The following is a 16,300-nucleotide window of genomic DNA, read 5'->3' on the forward strand; positions in this document are numbered from 1 at the left end:
TAAGTGCTTCGCGAGAAGTTCGTTTGCAACCTGTGAATAGCAAATCAATGACTTAGAGAGCTCAAGAAATGCCAATGAACTTGTTGCTATTCACTTGTCCCCACCATCAGGTCAACTGCATGACATTATCCAAGCAACTGTTAATACTGATTTCAGTAATTTTCCTCACGATATTCGGCGTTAATTACGTAATCAGCATCAAAAATATCAGAAGCTATCTTCAGAACGAATCGCAAGTGCATGCTCAAGGTGCGGCCACTTCATTGGGGCTTTCGTTAAGCCCTTATATCCTAAAGGAATCCGACCCGATCCTGAAATCGATGATCGGCGCAATCTTTGACATGGGCTATTACAAGGAAATCAGATTGGACAATGCCGACGACAAAACACTGGTCAAATTGACCAATGACAAAGTTTTCGCGGAAGTACCAAGCTGGCTCATCCATCTTTTGCCGATGGAACCTGCGACTGCGCAAAGCGAAATCAGCTCGGGATGGACATTCGGAGGCAGCGTTTATGTCACGGTCAATCCGGGTTATGCTTACCTAAAGCTCTATCAACAGGCGAAAAGTACGTTTTATTATTCGTTGGCCGCATTTCTGTTATCGATCTGCTTGTTGGTTTTTGTACTGCGTTTTACGCTGAAACCACTGAAGAATATCAATGACCTTGCCTTGGCGATCGCCGATGGCCAATTCGACAAGATCGCACATTTGCCCTGGGCGACCGAGGTTAAAAACGTCGCACACTCGATGAATCTGATGTCGCGTAAATTAAACGGCGTGATGATCAATCTGAACGAGAAACTGTTGGCCCTCGGGCCGAAACTTCAACTCGACAGCCTTTCTGGTCTCTATAACAAAAGCACCTTCGATTCCGATTTAAAGCAGCTTTATTTGGAACACGCGGACGGCTATCTTTTTCTAATAAAAACCGACAGCTTGGCCAGCCTGGTCAAAGAACGTGGCAGCGATACCATCGATGCTTTTTTACAAAATTGCGCCGCGCAACTGAAGCAGACCGCACAAAATTTTTCCAGCGAAGCCATCGCCTATCATTTTTATGGGGCCGAATTTGCGGTCCTGGCCCGTAATATTCAACCGCCACAGGCGCGAAAATTGGCAAAATCCTTAAGCATGACTTTGTCTGAATTAGGCCACGTTCATCACAGGGACGATATCGGCCATATCGGCGCGGTTGCTATCGATCCTTTGGGCGCCGCTGAGGATATGCTGCCCGCTGCGCACGAAGCGTACGAACACGCCGTGATCATCGGCCCCAACAGCTATTTCATCCGAACGGGGGACGATCGCGCCAAAGACATCGCCGAATGGAAATCTCTGGTATTTGATGTCGTCACCCGAAATTCCTACAAAATTCAGTTTACCGACCCCATCACACACATTGCCGATAACCGCATAGTGATGGAAGAAGCGTTTATTCAGGCTTTCGACAAACAGGGCGGCTCTATTCCCGTCGGCATATTTGTCTCGATCGCCGAAAAATATGAAAAAATCATTGCATTGGATCAGGGCATGATCAGAAAAGTAATCGAGCATTTGATCGGCGCACCCTCTTCGTCGAATATTGCGGTCAATTTGTCAACCCGCACGATTAAAAACAGTGCTTTTCGCGTTTGGTTTACCAAACAAATCGAACAATATGCCTCCATCTCTCCGCAATTGATCATTAGCTTTTCCGCTTATGCGGCGGCTAAAGACTTTAATACGTATTACGAATTTATCTCATTTCTCCGTACTTTCGGCATTCGTGTTGTTCTGAAACGTTTCGACAGCCAATCGATGCCGCTGAACAATCTCAAAACTTTAAAGCCCGATTTTGTTCGTTTAAGCCGGGAATTAAGCAATGACTTGCAAGGCGATGCCGAAAAAATATCTTTTTTACAAACCGTTAAAGAAATTGGCGATTTGCTGGATATTTCAATTCTTGCCGAAAACATTCACTCGGATATTGATTTTGATATTGTCAAAAACATTGGACTCACCGGTGCGAGCCGTTGATATTCGAGAGCTCTTCACCATCTTGATTTGAGCCGAGCCCTCATCGCCTGCTTCTTGCCAAGTTCATCATTCTTTGCTTTGCCTGGACTTGACGATAACCTGCAATGTTTTGAGTTAACCACCGAGCCGTTTCAGTTGAATAATAAACACGGCGAGCAAGCGCAATACCGGCTCATTCATGGCAATACTTAATCCCTCTAAAAATCTGTCCGAAAAAGTCAAACTGAAACAAGTTAATGATTTTTTTTATCTGAATGTACGATTTGTTGACGATATAATACAATGGAAAAAGGTGGGACTACTGGACCACCCCATTGGAATTCCTGGCGAACGCCAGACCCTTTACTTTAATGGAATTTGGCCCACGTGGCGTTTCGACTTGCTGCCGGTTTACAGCTTTAACGGTGACGGATTGGATCGCGAAAATACGAAGTGCGGGCAAAGGCGCAAGCAATTCTGATGTGGAATGATTTATGGAAATAGAATGCTGAAACATCCATTTTAGACTGACTGATGGACCCTTTTTCGTATCAAATCAAACGCACGCAGAGAGCGTCTAAAACGCGTATCGTCGTCACGCCGGAAAAAATTGAAGTTGTAGCGCCGCTTCATGTTTCGGAAGCCATGCTGCATCAGTTCGTCAACGAGCAATGGCACTGGATAATACAAGCGGTTCAAAAACTTAAATCTCGATCCGAGCAACTTCACAGTCTGGCGCCAAAAGCTTATCATGATGGAGCAGCCATTCCTTACCAAGGTAAAACCTATTCCTTGTCTTTAACCCCGACCAAATTAAAAAGAATCAGAGTCGAGCATTCCCATGTGTTTACCGTGCATATCCCCCATACGCATTTGGGCACAATCGGTAGCGAAGAGATCAAATCTGTTGTGATCCGCTGGATGAAAACCAATGTCAAAATGACCGTGGAGCAAATGGTTTTGCTGCATGGCCCCAAACATAACTTATTTCCTAAATCCGTTTCGATCAAATCGCAAAAATCGCGCTGGGGAAGCTGTGGCATCCATAATGACATTGCAATAAACTGGCTTCTTGCGCTCGCCCCCCTGGAAATTTTGGAATATGTGGTTGTTCACGAGCTTTGCCATATCAAGGAAAAAAATCACTCGAAACATTTTTGGGACTTAGTCGCTCAACATCTTCCGAATTATCGGAGCGCTCAATTATGGCTTAAACAGCACGGCCAAACGCTAATGCTAGGCATTTAAACGAGTTGAATCCTGCTATTTTAGTGATCTAAAATCACTAACAACCCAACCAAACGACTACTAAATCATATGCGTCTCTGCGATACACGCTTGTGGCGCTATCTTGTCCGCGAAGAGGCGCTGTCTAGCCTTTCAGAGGAAATCAAAGTTAAACTCAAGCCGATCCAATTACACAAAAAGCGACGACTATTCCGACCATGCGTGATTACATTCGCACATGGCAAGACAACTGATTCTAACCGTTGCCAACGCGCGCAAATGGCGCTAACGGGAGAATTTTTGCATCGGATGCAGACCTCGCTCCGCCGGCCCCAAAAATTGCTGGTGATTGAACTGCGCGAATCATACTCGCTACCCCCTCGCCATCACACGCGCCTACATTCATCCCAATGCCTCGCGAACCGCCATCGGTCGCTTGTCACACGGAGTGTATCTTTCGTTTACCTGACTAGGTACCGAACGAAGCGAGTGAAATCGCACTGAAAAATCTTTAAGATTGTGGCCGAGCCATCTCCATATCGATCTTAAGGAACTCCCGATGCCACGACGAGCGAGTTCTTGGTCATCTCTGCCTTATTCAGGCACTGCTAGCTCGGCGGGAAAATGAATCTAGCAGATTCGTGGATATACATAATCTTGCAGAACTTGACGACTACGCTTATGTTAGTTTTCTACTTATCCCGTAATGAGTAAATACTGCCTTAATTCAACGATAATCAAAACAATACCGCCCCTCTAAATATTAAAATAAGCCTAAAGGCCCAATAATTTAAAAGGATGAAAAAGTACCGTAGCCTGCTTGTTGAATACTTTAGGCTAACCCATTACGCCCAATTCAGCAACGCTGTACATGGCAACCACAAACGGAAATTAATATCAGTGCAAGCCTTAATCTTGCTTTAACTGATATTGATCAATTCCCTATTTCCTGCAATCGCAGAGATGTTGATGATCAGCTCCATGATCGTCTCGGCTTGTTACATGCCTCATTCCCTTAAAAGAACCCATTTCATCGCTTTCTCAAGCCTCTTCACTCGAATAATTTTTCCCATAAAAAAACCCCTGTTATTCAATGAATAACAGGGGTTCAAATTGTTTAGCTTTTTATTATAGTTATTAGATCAGCAATCTTCTTTAGATGAAGGTTGGGATCAGAGGACCGTCGATTTGGACCAGTTGCTTGTTTCCATTTTCGTCGTGGAAGAACAGCAAGCCAGCGAAACGGCTATCTGGATCATAGATCAAGTCAGCCAGACGATATACTTCCCAAGCTGCATCAGATGCAGTAACTTGGATTGTTCTGGTTTGACCTGGAGCCAGTGGGCTGTTATCGCTAACAGTCAGACCTTCTGGAGCCAACAAGTCATCTGGGTAGCCAGTGGTGTCTTCAGTTACGTTAGCATCCAAGAAACGAACGCCAGCAGTGTTGAATTCACCCAAGCGAACCGAAGAGTCGCCGTTGTTGGTTACAGTCAGAGTCATGTTCATCGAACGACCTGGTACACGGTAGGTAGCATCGTCAATTTTAACGCTAACAGTTGGTGTAGGCAGATCAAGAGGCTTCATACCACGCAACAAACCTGCTTGCAGAGGAGTGGTGATTGGATATTCAGCATTGGTTTGAGCCATTGTGAATGCAACGATACCAATTGCAGCAACACCGAAAGCCAAGGCAACTTTCTTGTCAGTTGGAGTGATCAGGGTGTCACCTTTACCAGCTTCCATAGCGAGCTGACGTGGAATGAACATTGGCTTACGCATCCAGTAGATCATCCAAGCCACACCGAAAGCATACCAGAAAGCATGCCAGAAGTAGGTGTTGCCCAAGTTGTACGTTTCCAGATCAATGGTTTGACCGGTCAGAGTAGTGATTGGGTTAGTGAATTGGCTCATAGAACCTTCAATAGTAACCCATTTCCCAGGACCGATGATTGGACCACCGCCTTCAACGTTCATCATGGTGTGAACGTGCCAGTCACCTGGACGACGTGCTTTTAACAGAACTTTGAACTCATAGGTTTCGCCCAGTTCCAGAGAAACAGAACGAGGAACCAATTGACCACCGATCCAAGATCCTGCACGGATAAATACTGGGCCCGGGATACCAATGTTCAAGAACGCGCTTTCTGGCTTGTCAACAGTTTCCGGCCAGCCTGAGAATACCAGGAATTTACCAGAAATTGTCATTGTGTCGTTAATTTTAACGACTTCTTTTGACCAGTTCAGATCGTACCAGTGAATAGTACGCATACGCATGAAAGCCGCTTGAGACTTTTCACCGTGTGCGGACGCAGCTGGTGTGTAGAACATCGCTGCTGCAACTGTCAGCAACAGTGCGACAAAGGACAATTTTGCTACCTTGTCTTTAATTAATTTCATATATCCTCCTCTAATAATAGAGAATCTATTTATTCTTGAGTATCCAGCAGATAATTTCTTCACTATCCACTAGCCATTTATTGTGTTACTAACTCAGGATCCAATAAGGATCAAGTGCTTTGAGTAAATGCGGTGCTACCGAACCATTTACCGAAGAAGTGCCACAAGAAGTAGATGATGATACTCACGAAACCAGAGAAGAACGCTGATACTGGAGCAACGTCTTTACCGAAAGTTCTCAAGGTACCTTTTTCAACCATTCTGATGTACTCTGGAGTACCAGTTCTAACATAGTGGTAACCTTGCAAGTCAGCCAGGGTCATTACCATGCCGTTGTATTCAACAGGAACGTGCAGAGGAGCAATTACGGGCCAGTTGCCAGGATAGAACAACAAACCGTATGCCAAACCGCCGAGAACAGCAGTCAACTGCATGCTGTTAGACAACATCAGGATTACGTCCAGAACGATTGCACCTGGAACGAATTGTGATGGGAATACGAAGTTAACTGGGAAGTAAGTCCAGCCCCAGAAGTTGAAATATCTGTTTACCCATTCGCCGAACAACAGGCCAAGAACAGCCAGCATTGCGCCGAATGGCAGTTTCCAACGCCACCACAGAACTGCTTGAACAGCGGCTGGGAAAGTAATGCCAACGATTGGCAATACGGTTACCCACAGACGGCGGTCTTTCCAGTCAGTCCAGAAGTCCCAGTCACCACCAGTCAACATGAAGTGAACATGGTAGCCACCCAGAATAATAAAGAACAAAGTGAAACAAATTAGCCAATCGAACGTGCGTGAAACTTTTACTGCTTCGGCACGTGAACGTACAGCTGATTGAGATGCGCTCATTAGCTTACCTCCTAAAGGATTTAAAATTATTTTTATTTACTATCTTTCTTATGCTGTTTCGTCCATTCGGAATGAAATGAACGAAACAGCCAGGAGATAGTTATTTACAGGCTATGGCTACAGGATTAAGCCAAGTCTTTCTTCAGCAATTTTGCAATTGCTTGAACTTCGATGCTCAGAACACCCAATGCACCCAGAGCCGCCCATCCGAAGAATACGAAGCCGTAGTGCAGTGGAGCAACGAACAACTCTTCCATGAACCAGAAAGTGTGACCCCACTCATTCAGACCAACGTTTGGCAGAATCATGAATGGACCGACAACAGATACCATGTATTGAATGGAGAAACCATTTTGATAAGTAGGCAATCTGGTTTTAGCGTACAACAAAGAAGCGCCACCAGTGATGATGTAGATTGGGTAGCTCAAATAGAATTCGATGATGTGACTTGGAGTGAAGTCAGTATCACGAACGATAGTTTGATGCCATGTACCATCTTGCTCAGTGAAGTAGCTAGCGCCGAAGTAAATTGCAGTCGCATAGCAGCACAGCCAGATCCAGTGAGTATGGTGTCTTCTCAACTCTTCTCTTGGAGTGATTGACATTACCTTACGGTCACGAGTTTTCCAGATGTAGCCCCACAGGATACCTGCAGTTGATACTTCCAATACGAATTCGATATACAGGAAGTTCATCCAGTAAGTTTCGAACTCTGGCGCGAAAGAGTCAAGACCAGCGGACCAGCCAAAAACGCCTTCATACCAACGAACCCAAGCATAAAACACTAAGTATAATGAAATGCCCAGGAACAGATTTCTTTTATTTAACAGCGGTGCTTCCGCAGCATCAGCTTTCACTGATTCAGTTGTAGCTGCCATTTCTACCTCCTAAAAATTTAACAATCCCCAACGATTATGCCGGGAGTTTTTTTGTTTAACTCCTTTTCCGCATTCACTGGCTTTTGACCAGGAATCCCACCGAGTCCAGTTCGGTGAGTAGGCAGTTTACCAGTTCAATACACCGTGTCAAGTCAAAAAATTCTTTCACCGAAAATATCCGCCGGACCGTTCGCCACTTGCTATTTTCACATACACTTAATACTTTGATTTCTGATACAATTGCTTGGGTAAGAATAACATCTACGGCACTTTCTTAAATGAAAAACTTCTTAAAAAAACATCCATTCATCGTACTCGTCATCGGCCTTGCCTTGCTGATTTTGTTTCAAAAGTTCGCAGTCATGCCGCTCGTGACCGACGTGATTAAATCCGATGCCTTTTTGGTCGACAGCAAGGATCAAGGCAGCCAGCTTCCCATTTCAACTGAAATGACGACCATCGCCTTCACGCATTGCAACAATTACATCAAATCAGAACTCGATTCGGACCTTGCCGTGACCTTTACCGACAAACCGGTAAAAGCCTGGAGCCTGGGCAACTATCAGTTTTTGATTAACGGCGACATTCATATCGCCGACCAGTCCGGCAAAATGACCACGCAAAGATATGTCTGCCGGATTACTTATAACAATGGAGACAATCAAGAAGGAGTGCTCGATTTCGACAATTGGACTCTGGTGGGCCTTTCCGGCATTGAAGGCATATAACGCCTAGCTATTCAATCGCGGCCCGACAACGATAACCGTGCTTCAAAGCCATGGACGGCGACTCTATTGACATAGAGACCACAGCGATGAACTTCGCGCTCGCCCTACCCGTCCCGAGTCGCTTTATAAGTCCTTACTAAGGATAAAAACGCCCAAAAATCGTACAGCGCATGAATCACTATCGGCGTCAGCAAATTACGCTCGCCGCCATAATCCATCGATAAGCTCAGATACCCCCCGATCATAAATGCGAGAACCGTATAGAGCGGCGTGATCGCATGCGCCACCCCGAACAGAAGGTTGCAGACAAGGAACCCAATCCGTATTCCCCAGACCGTTTCAAGCCAAGGCTGAATGACGCCCCGAAAAAGGATCTCTTCCGATAAACCGGCAAGCCCCGCGAGCATCAACAAATCCGTCCAATGCCGCCGATGTAATACCGGCCCTAACGTTTCGAGCAACAGTCGCCTGATTTTTTGAAACGATGTCCCCTCCCACTGCTCCATCAGGTAAAATAACACCACCATGGGCACTGTACCAACCAATCCATGTGACAACGCCGCTTCGGAAAAAAACAGCTTGGCGAACGGATCGATACCCGCCATCCAGCCAAGCACGATCGCGACAAGGATTAATGACGCCTCGAAACAGCAGGCCTTGAAAAAAAAATCGTGAAGTTTGAACGTGGATTGATTCATTGGACAAGGCGACCGATAATGGCGCGGCAATTTTCAGTTATTTTCTGCCGCAAACATGAACAGCCAAAACCTCTAACTTCGCGACGCACCATCAGGACACCCTTAACATATGCAATGTTTTATTTACAAAAGCTCGAAAAAACAAGATGTTTATTTGTATCTCAAAGATCAGGACGACTTTACCTGCCTACCACAAGCGTTGCAGAATTCCCTGGGCAGAATGGAATTTGTTTTCAGCCTTGAAATTACGCCGGAACGAAAGCTCGCTAACGCCGATCCGGTTTCGGTGCTGAACAACCTGAGCAAACAGGGCTATTTCCTGCAATTGCCGCCCGTGTGGTCCGCTCCGGCTACGCTGCAGTAAATCCGGAAATCTTCATGCGCGAGGCAAGGTCACTCCAACTTGGCCCTGGTATTTGCCGCCGCGATCTTTGTATGAGGTTTCGCATACTTCATCGCTGCCGAAAAACAGCATCTGCGCGACACCTTCATTCGCATAGATTTTCGCTGGCAGCGTCGTCGTATTCGAAAACTCCAACGTCACGTGCCCTTCCCATTCGGGCTCCAGCGGCGTCACATTCACGATGATGCCGCAGCGCGCATAGGTCGATTTGCCCAGACACACGGTCAGCACATCACGCGGAATACGGAAATACTCGACCGTCCGCGCCAAGGCAAACGAATTCGGCGGAATGATGCAGACATCCGATTTGACATCGACGAAGCTGCTCGAGTCGAAATCCTTCGGATCGACAATCGCGGAATTGATATTGGTGAAAATCTTGAATTCATCCGAACAGCGCACATCGTAGCCATAGCTCGATGTCCCGAACGAAATCACCCTACCCTTTTCGGAGTCCCTGACCTGGCCGCTTTCAAACGGCGTGATCATGCCGTATTCGGTCGCCATCCGGCGTATCCATTTGTCCGATTTAATGCTCATCGCAGCTTTAATACCTTAAAAAATCAACAAAAAGAGCATTGTAACAAACAACGGGGGACTTAGAGATCGTTTGAAAAAACAATTTCGATATGATCGAAATCCTGCACCTGCTCGTGCTCCGCCCCGAGATCGGTCTTGCCTTCGCGGACCAGCCAAATCGTATTGAACCCGGCCTGCTTCGCCGCATCCAGTTCTTCCTTGATGTCGGACAGAAACATCAGATTTTCGGGAGGAATCCGCAGTTCCTCCGCGATATGGCGATACGAATCGACCTCCCGTTTGCCGCCGATCCGGGTATCGAAATAGCTCGAAAACCACGGTGTCAAATCGCCGTACTCGGTATGCGAAAACAACAGCTTCTGAGCATGCACCGACCCGGACGAATAGATGTACAGATGCAGCCCGCAGGCATGCCAGGCTTTCAGGTTTCTTGCGGCGTCTTCATAGACATGGCCGGTAAACGCGCCTTGCCGGTAACCCTCGTCCCAGATCAGGCCTTGCAGCGCCTTCAACGGCGTGACTTTTTTGTCCTGATCAATCCATTCGAGCAATTGCGCCAGCGTTTGCGCGGCGTCGAGCGGCTTACCGGCTTCTGCGGAAACATCGGCCAGCAAGCGCCGGACCTCGGGATCGTCCGCATGGATTTGTATAAATTCGGCGAGATGCGCGCGCGCATACGGAAACAGCACGTCCTTCACGAAAGACAAGGACGAGGTGGTGCCTTCAATATCGGTAACGATCGCCCTGATCATGACAAGGCAGCAACATATTGATCATAAGTCGGAAACGACTTGGCAATGTCGCTGCCGGTAAACGAGGCGACCCAGCCTTCCGCCGTCGTGAACAGCCGAATGCACTTGAAACACGGATTTTCGCCCATGTCGAACCAGTGCGTGGTATTGGCCGGCACGCTGATCAGATCGCCTTTTTCGCAAAGCACCGCATAGACCTTGCCGCCGACGTGCAGATAGAAAAGCCCCTTGCCGTCGACGAAGAACCTGACTTCGAAATCGCCATGCGTATGTTCGGCCAGGAATTTTTCCCTAAACGCCGCTTTCTGCGGATGATCCGGCTGCAAGCTGACCACGTCGACCGATTGAAAGCCGTACTGCCGCATCAGGCGATCGACCGAATCGCGGTAAGCGGCGACCACCGCATCCTGATCGGCATCAAGGGCCAGCTCGCCATCGGCGGTCCAGCGCTCAAACTGTACGCCGATGCCGCCTAGCTGCGCTTCGATCTCGGCAAATTCGGTAAATAACTCGCCCGCTTGAGGCTGGTTATCGGGATAAACGGTTAACGCGCTCATAATTTCTTCACTCCATGCAAGCGTAATTCACAATCAAATAGGTAATCGAGAGCGTCGATATGACGCAAGGTTTCGTCAACCGTCGTACCCCAGGTATAAAACCCATGCCCTGCAATCACGTAGGCATAACAATCGTCATGCCGATCCAGGTAGCGCTCGACTTCGGCCGCAAGACGAGGAATGTCCTGATCATTCGCAAAGATCGGCACGACAATACGGCTTTCATGCGTGGTGATGCCGTTGAACGCTTTCAGCAGTTCATAATCCTCGAGCACGATTTCAGTCTTGAAGATGCGCGACACCAACACCGCATTGATCGCATGCGGATGCAGCACGCAGCCGACGTTCGGAAACCTTTTATATAGAGAGGTATGCAGCAGCGTCTCCGCCGACGGCTTTTTGCCGTCCAGTGAATTCGCCTCCGCATCAATCAGCATGATGTCCTCGATTTGCAGCCGGCCTTTGTGCTTCCCGGACACGGTGATCGCAATCGTGCCATCCGGCAAGCGCACCGAAAAATTGCCGCTGGTCGCCGGCACCCTTTCCTTGCTGTCGATAATGCGCCCTGCCGCGCAAAGATCGGCGGCGGCGTTCAAAAATGCTTCGCTATATTTCATGAGTCCCTGATAAAAAAATGCCCATGGGCCTGTCTTGCAAGATTATATGTTGAGATCGTTAAAGAATGTAGCTTAATGGCTTAAAATAATAGCGGACATTTCGCCGCCCGGCCTGATGGGATGATAGCCCGCCGACTCCCGTTTTATTATCAAACTAAAAGCCTCCATGCGCAAAAAAACACTGATCGTTTTCGGAAGCCTCGCGGCCGCCGCCGCACTTGCCGTTTATTACCAACGCCCGAAGCCAGTGGAAGTCGAAATCGTCAGCCTCGAAGCTGGCGAAGTCCGCGCGACCGTCTCCAATACCCGCGTCGGCACCGTCAAGGCCTGCCGCCGCGCCTATCTCGCGCCCGCCGCCGGCGGCCAGGTCGCCAAGCTGAACGTGAAGGAAGGCGACAAGGTCAAACAGGGCCAGCTCTTGATGGAAGTCTGGAATCAGGATCTGAAAGCCCAGCTCGCCTTGCAGGAAGCCCAGATACGCGCCAACCAGGCCGCCGCCGAGCAGAGCTGTCAACTGAAAGCCGGCGCGGTGCGCGAAGCCGAACGCATCTCCCGGCTGCAAAAATACAACCAGATCGTCTCCGAGGAACAGGTCGACACCAAAGTCACCAATGCGAAGGCGCAGAGCGCGTCCTGTCGCTCTGCCAGGGAAGAGATCGAGGTCAGCCAGGCCAGACGCGACGCCGCCCAGGCCGCGATCGAACGCACCCTGGTGCAGGCGCCGTTCGACGGCACCGTCGCCGAAATCAATGTCGAACTCGGCGAGTACGTGACCCCTTCCCCGCCCGGCATCCCCACCCTGCCCGCGATCGATCTGCTCGACCTGAGCTGCCTGTACGTGTCCGCGCCGATCGATGAAGTCGATGCGCCACAAATCAAAACCGGCATGACCGCCTGCGTATCACTGGATGCTTTTGAAGGCAAACGCTGCTCCGGCACCGTCTCGCGCATCGCACCGTACGTGCTAGAAAAGGAAAAACAGGCGCGCACGGTCGAAGTCGAAGTCAAACTGACCGATCCGAAAGACTTGAACGAATTATTACCCGGCTACAGCGCCGACATCGAAGTGCTGCTGTCCAGCAAGCCGAAAGCGCTACGCGTGCCCGCGGAAGCAGTGATCGAAAATCATAAAGTCCTGCTGCTACAAGACGATGGCCTGCTGGCAGAACGCGCCTTCACACCTGGCCTCGCTAACTGGAATTATATTGAAGTGCTGGAAGGGTTGCAGGAGGGCGACAAAATCGTGCTGTCGATCGGCCAGGACGGAGTGGTCGCAGGCGCCAAGGCGCGTGTAAAGCAATGATCGAACTCGAAAACATCCGCCGTACGTTTCAGGTCGGCGACCAAATCGTCAAAGCGTTGAACGACATCAGTCTATCAATCGCGAAAGGCGAATATGTCTCGGTGATGGGCCCATCCGGTTCCGGCAAATCGACCCTATTGAACGTGATAGCGCTACTCGATCAGCCGTCGGACGGCCGCTACCTGTTGAACGGCCGCCCGGTTACCCAACTCAGCGACGACGAACTCGCCAAGGTCCGCCGCGAAAACATCGGCTTCGTGTTTCAATTCTTTCATTTGATTCCTCGCCTGACCGCCGCCGAAAACATTGAAATACCGCTAATATTGGCCGGCATCAACGTTCATGAACGCAAGCCGCGTGTTGCGGCCGCGTTGGCCGAAGTCGGCCTCGAAGACCGCGCCCTGCACAAGCCCGACCAACTTTCGGGCGGCCAACTGCAACGCGTCGCAATCGCCCGAGCGATGATCATGAAACCTGAAATATTACTGGCCGACGAACCGACCGGCAACCTGGACAGCCAGTCCGGCAAGGAAATCATTGAACTGTTGGAAAGCCTCAACCGGCAAGGCGTCACCTTGATGATCATCACTCACGACCCGAACATCGGCGGCCGGGCTCACCGCAAGATACGGATTGTTGATGGCAGAATCGTAAAAGCGGCAGACGTCTCGGCGCTTTCTATCGCTGGCTTAAATGGTGATAAGCCGGCAGCGTCTGCAAGCGTGAGTCCTCCAATGCTCGACCGACCGTGAAATGGTAGAGGCTTTGGAAAGTGTTATCCTGTAAGCCCAGAATGTCATGCATGCTATCGTCGAAAAAACAGCCGATCCCGGTACCGCACATTCCAACGGCTTCGGCCTCCAAATATAGCGCCTGACCGATCAGTCCGCATTCCCAAAACAAGCGGCGATAGCTCCAGGGTTCTTGGCTGACCTGCTCTCGAAATTCAGCGAGCATCGCCAGGCTAAAGGCACCTTCGCCCGCGATATCCTGATGACAGGACACGGTTTTGGCTACGCGTTTGCAATTGACGGCGACCAAGCGATACAACGGCAAATATGCCATGTTTTCAGCAGCCTCTTGCCAGGCGAACTCACCGCTCAGTACCGCACGTAGCGATTTGGCCGCGTCATGCGTGCGCGGCAGCAGATATACGCCAGGCGCCAGATTTTCCACGCGATGCACGAACAGCAACAAATGCACCGCAGGCGGCCAGCGCCACACATCAAAAGGAACGCGGCTGCCGAGCATCATCGCGCTCAAGATGCGAATAAAATCGTTGTGCGGCAGATAAGTCGATGCATCGAAACGCTGGGCACTGCGACGCTGACGGATAATATCGGTAGCGGTTTTAGTACAGGCGCTGGCAGGAAGGTCCCTATGCGCGGCTGGAGAATTCGTCGGCTCCTCGGTCCATGGCTTATGTGCGGCTTGCGCGACCTCTTCGATAATCGGCCAATGATTGCGATGAAATTGACTGAGGCGCTCGGCTCGGCCATGCCAAACGGCATTTTGAGCACATTTCAGCAAACCCTTGATGTCCGGGCTGTGGGTCGCATCACACCTATACCGAACGCGACAAATCAAGTCGGGCGACTCGGCTTCCAGTTCCTTGAAGTCAGCCTGTCGATCCAATCCCAACAACTGCGCCAATTCATCATCACCGCATTCGGCTATCAGCTCGAGCGACCAACCCAATGCCGCCGCCGCATAACGTAAAGCGCCGAGCGCATGACCGATATCGAGTTGACAGTAACGATAAGCTCGCTCGCCGTATTTCCAGGCTTCGCGCCAGTGGATCGAGGTCAGTGCAATATAGAGATCAGACCCGGCCGAATTGGCTGTAAATTCGCTTCGTTTTTCCAGCGCATGATCATAACTCAGATAATGATAAACGCCGGGCGTCAATAGACTTGCTTCGGCATGGACTACATACGCTTCGGTAGGATGCAAATTACCGCTGGACGGATTGCAGCGCAAGGCCCAGCGCTCGCCGCCGTACTGTTTCCAGGCCGCCAGTCCGAACGCCAACTCCAATAAGAGCCCCAAAGTCTGAGATGTGAAGGGCTTCGCGGGAATGTTTACAGCTTGATCGAAATCGGCGAACAACACCGGCAATAGCGCTCCCGGCGCCGGCAACGATACGATTTCACAGTCAGTAAAACGCCGAAACGGATTCGGTTGGTCGGCCCAATCCAAACAATCCGGCCCAGCTGCGTAATGGCTAAGATGGTGCTTGGTACGTTCGTGATAGGCAATAACTGCATCGACTGCCGCATGAACACAACTCATTTTGTCCTTCGCTCATTAAATTTCGCGGTGTGTGAGGAGAGGGTTGCTGATAACAATTGAGCCCAGACAAATCAGAGGTGGAAGCTCAATGTCGCAATAGAGGACGCTAATTACACGTCATGCGCGCGTTTCTTGGATTACCGTCCGAAAATAGGTTTTGCGCCACGCGGCACTCGCGTCAGAATCGAAAAGATTCGGAAGAACGCACAGAGAGACCATTGCTCTTTACGGGTATTGTCATAGGGCACGGAATTAACTTTCCCATGGCAAAAAACAATGCCCGCAAGGCAACATGATTCTAACCTCGCCGCATTATATTCCTGTTGGCTGATTAAAACGTCTACTCGAATGTTCGGCAAAGCTGCCAGGCTCAGCCCCCTTCTCCGATGTTTTCCCACATATTAAAACCGGTCTCTTCCTCTTCTCTTTTTCTAAGTTGTTGAGCAGTCGCATGGTATTTGCTACGTAAGGCATCGAGTTCGTGAGCAAAATTCTTTGCCGCCGCGGCTGCGGCCTCTTGCTTCGCAGCGAGCACACCCATTTGAATATTCCATTCTTTGAGTTGTTCCGTCAGTGCTTGGATTTCTACATCTTTGACATTCATGACTCATTCCTCCGGGACTAGGCAGTTAGATAGATAGATAACTGATCCAATATGAAGCATCAGTAATAATCTCTCATCAAATGAGCGCTCGACTTATTGTTGAGAGTTTCGAATATGGATGTAATTTACGATTTTTTTGTTCACGCGCAATGACAATTTACGAGCAAAAAATGCCAAAATAGTCCAACCATCGTATTCTCGGCAATTGGAAGCCTGGATAGGATCGAATCACGAAACCATCACCCGCCACTTTAACAGTCAATCGCAATAGGATGATGATACGGCCCACAGAGTCGAATCAATAAAACGGCAGCGAATTGGTGGCCCCCGTTAAGTGTCTCGCAGAAAGTTGATTGGCGTTAAACTAAAAGCTTTTTAGAACCAGCAGGAAACAGAGTTGGCAAGGGTTGCCCGATTAGAACTATCAGAAAACGATGACGCATGTTT

General features: G+C 49.3%; 17 protein-coding genes. 7 read left to right on the top strand and 10 right to left on the bottom strand.

The window, feature by feature from the left end:
• Nucleotides 1-119 precede the first annotated feature (119 nt).
• The 3 genes from U2W12_RS02785 to U2W12_RS02795 all read left to right on the top strand — a co-directional run bounded on the left by U2W12_RS02785 (nucleotide 120) and on the right by U2W12_RS02795 (nucleotide 3,248).
• Nucleotides 120-2,021, top strand: coding sequence for a LapD/MoxY N-terminal periplasmic domain-containing protein (locus tag U2W12_RS02785; RefSeq protein ID WP_326499150.1), 1,902 nt, complete (start codon nucleotides 120-122; stop codon nucleotides 2,019-2,021).
• Between the two features lie 178 nt (nucleotides 2,022-2,199).
• Nucleotides 2,200-2,481, top strand: coding sequence for a hypothetical protein (locus tag U2W12_RS02790; protein ID WP_326499151.1), 282 nt, complete (start codon nucleotides 2,200-2,202; stop codon nucleotides 2,479-2,481).
• 53 nt (nucleotides 2,482-2,534) lie between these two features.
• Nucleotides 2,535-3,248, top strand: a complete 714-nt coding sequence (locus U2W12_RS02795; protein ID WP_326499152.1) for a SprT family zinc-dependent metalloprotease — start codon at nucleotides 2,535-2,537, stop codon at nucleotides 3,246-3,248.
• A gap of 1,134 nt (nucleotides 3,249-4,382) precedes the next feature.
• Here the strand turns inward: U2W12_RS02795 and amoB are convergent.
• The 3 genes from amoB to amoC all read right to left on the bottom strand — a co-directional run bounded on the left by amoB (nucleotide 4,383) and on the right by amoC (nucleotide 7,359).
• Nucleotides 4,383-5,627: a bacterial ammonia monooxygenase, subunit AmoB gene (gene amoB / locus U2W12_RS02800; protein WP_326499153.1), complete on the bottom strand. Its 1,245-nt coding sequence runs from the start codon at nucleotides 5,625-5,627 to the stop codon at nucleotides 4,383-4,385.
• Nucleotides 5,628-5,737: 110 nt separating this feature from the next.
• On the bottom strand, nucleotides 5,738-6,481 hold the full coding sequence (gene amoA, locus U2W12_RS02805) for a bacterial ammonia monooxygenase, subunit AmoA (protein ID WP_326499154.1): 744 nt from the start codon (nucleotides 6,479-6,481) through the stop codon (nucleotides 5,738-5,740).
• 125 nt (nucleotides 6,482-6,606) lie between these two features.
• Entirely contained in the window at nucleotides 6,607-7,359 is a 753-nt protein-coding gene (amoC, locus tag U2W12_RS02810) for a bacterial ammonia monooxygenase, subunit AmoC (protein ID WP_326499155.1), read from the bottom strand.
• A 278-nt stretch (nucleotides 7,360-7,637) separates the two neighbouring features.
• On the opposite strand from amoC, the gene U2W12_RS02815 reads away from it, so the two are divergent.
• A complete protein-coding gene (locus U2W12_RS02815) occupies nucleotides 7,638-8,087 on the top strand; it encodes a hypothetical protein (protein WP_326499156.1) in 450 nt (149 codons plus the stop codon).
• A gap of 104 nt (nucleotides 8,088-8,191) precedes the next feature.
• Here the strand turns inward: U2W12_RS02815 and U2W12_RS02820 are convergent, their stop codons facing one another.
• Complete coding sequence (locus U2W12_RS02820) at nucleotides 8,192-8,785, bottom strand: type II CAAX endopeptidase family protein (protein WP_326499157.1); 594 nt, start codon at nucleotides 8,783-8,785, stop codon at nucleotides 8,192-8,194.
• Between the two features lie 109 nt (nucleotides 8,786-8,894).
• Here U2W12_RS02820 and U2W12_RS02825 point away from each other — a divergent pair, with 109 nt between their 5' ends.
• Nucleotides 8,895-9,149, top strand: coding sequence for a YcgL domain-containing protein (locus U2W12_RS02825; protein ID WP_326499158.1), 255 nt, complete (start codon nucleotides 8,895-8,897; stop codon nucleotides 9,147-9,149).
• 12 nt (nucleotides 9,150-9,161) lie between these two features.
• Here U2W12_RS02825 and dcd read toward each other — a convergent pair whose 3' ends face one another.
• Genes dcd through U2W12_RS02845 form a run of 4 tightly spaced genes read right to left on the bottom strand, consistent with a single transcriptional unit; the run spans nucleotide 9,162 to nucleotide 11,654 of the window.
• Nucleotides 9,162-9,728, bottom strand: coding sequence for a dCTP deaminase (gene dcd / locus U2W12_RS02830; protein WP_326499159.1), 567 nt, complete (start codon nucleotides 9,726-9,728; stop codon nucleotides 9,162-9,164).
• A 59-nt stretch (nucleotides 9,729-9,787) separates the two neighbouring features.
• The gene (mtnC, locus tag U2W12_RS02835; RefSeq protein WP_326499160.1) at nucleotides 9,788-10,480 is read right to left on the bottom strand and encodes an acireductone synthase; all 693 of its coding nucleotides are present in this window, start codon (nucleotides 10,478-10,480) and stop codon (nucleotides 9,788-9,790) included.
• A complete protein-coding gene (locus tag U2W12_RS02840; RefSeq protein ID WP_326499161.1) occupies nucleotides 10,477-11,037 on the bottom strand; it encodes a cupin in 561 nt (186 codons plus the stop codon). The genes mtnC and U2W12_RS02840 overlap by 4 nt, the downstream gene beginning before the upstream one ends.
• Nucleotides 11,034-11,654: a methylthioribulose 1-phosphate dehydratase gene (locus U2W12_RS02845; protein WP_326499162.1), complete on the bottom strand. Its 621-nt coding sequence runs from the start codon at nucleotides 11,652-11,654 to the stop codon at nucleotides 11,034-11,036. Before U2W12_RS02845 ends, U2W12_RS02840 begins: the two co-directional genes overlap by 4 nt.
• A 166-nt stretch (nucleotides 11,655-11,820) precedes the next feature.
• On the opposite strand from U2W12_RS02845, the gene U2W12_RS02850 reads away from it, so the two are divergent.
• A complete protein-coding gene (locus U2W12_RS02850) occupies nucleotides 11,821-12,957 on the top strand; it encodes an efflux RND transporter periplasmic adaptor subunit (protein ID WP_326499163.1) in 1,137 nt (378 codons plus the stop codon).
• Nucleotides 12,954-13,709, top strand: coding sequence for an ABC transporter ATP-binding protein (locus tag U2W12_RS02855; protein ID WP_326499164.1), 756 nt, complete (start codon nucleotides 12,954-12,956; stop codon nucleotides 13,707-13,709). Before U2W12_RS02850 ends, U2W12_RS02855 begins: the two co-directional genes overlap by 4 nt.
• Here U2W12_RS02855 and U2W12_RS02860 read toward each other — a convergent pair.
• Nucleotides 13,636-15,249: a SagB/ThcOx family dehydrogenase gene (locus tag U2W12_RS02860; RefSeq protein ID WP_326499165.1), complete on the bottom strand. Its 1,614-nt coding sequence runs from the start codon at nucleotides 15,247-15,249 to the stop codon at nucleotides 13,636-13,638. The genes U2W12_RS02855 and U2W12_RS02860 overlap by 74 nt on opposite strands.
• A 370-nt stretch (nucleotides 15,250-15,619) precedes the next feature.
• Nucleotides 15,620-15,853 (bottom strand): hypothetical protein, encoded by a 234-nt coding sequence (locus tag U2W12_RS02865; RefSeq protein ID WP_326499166.1) that lies wholly within the window; start codon nucleotides 15,851-15,853, stop codon nucleotides 15,620-15,622.
• Nucleotides 15,854-16,300 lie beyond the last annotated feature (447 nt).

The sequence above is a fragment of the Methylomicrobium sp. Wu6 genome (genome assembly GCF_035916875.1).
In the GTDB taxonomy this organism is placed as follows: Bacteria; Pseudomonadota; Gammaproteobacteria; order Methylococcales; family Methylomonadaceae; genus Methylomicrobium.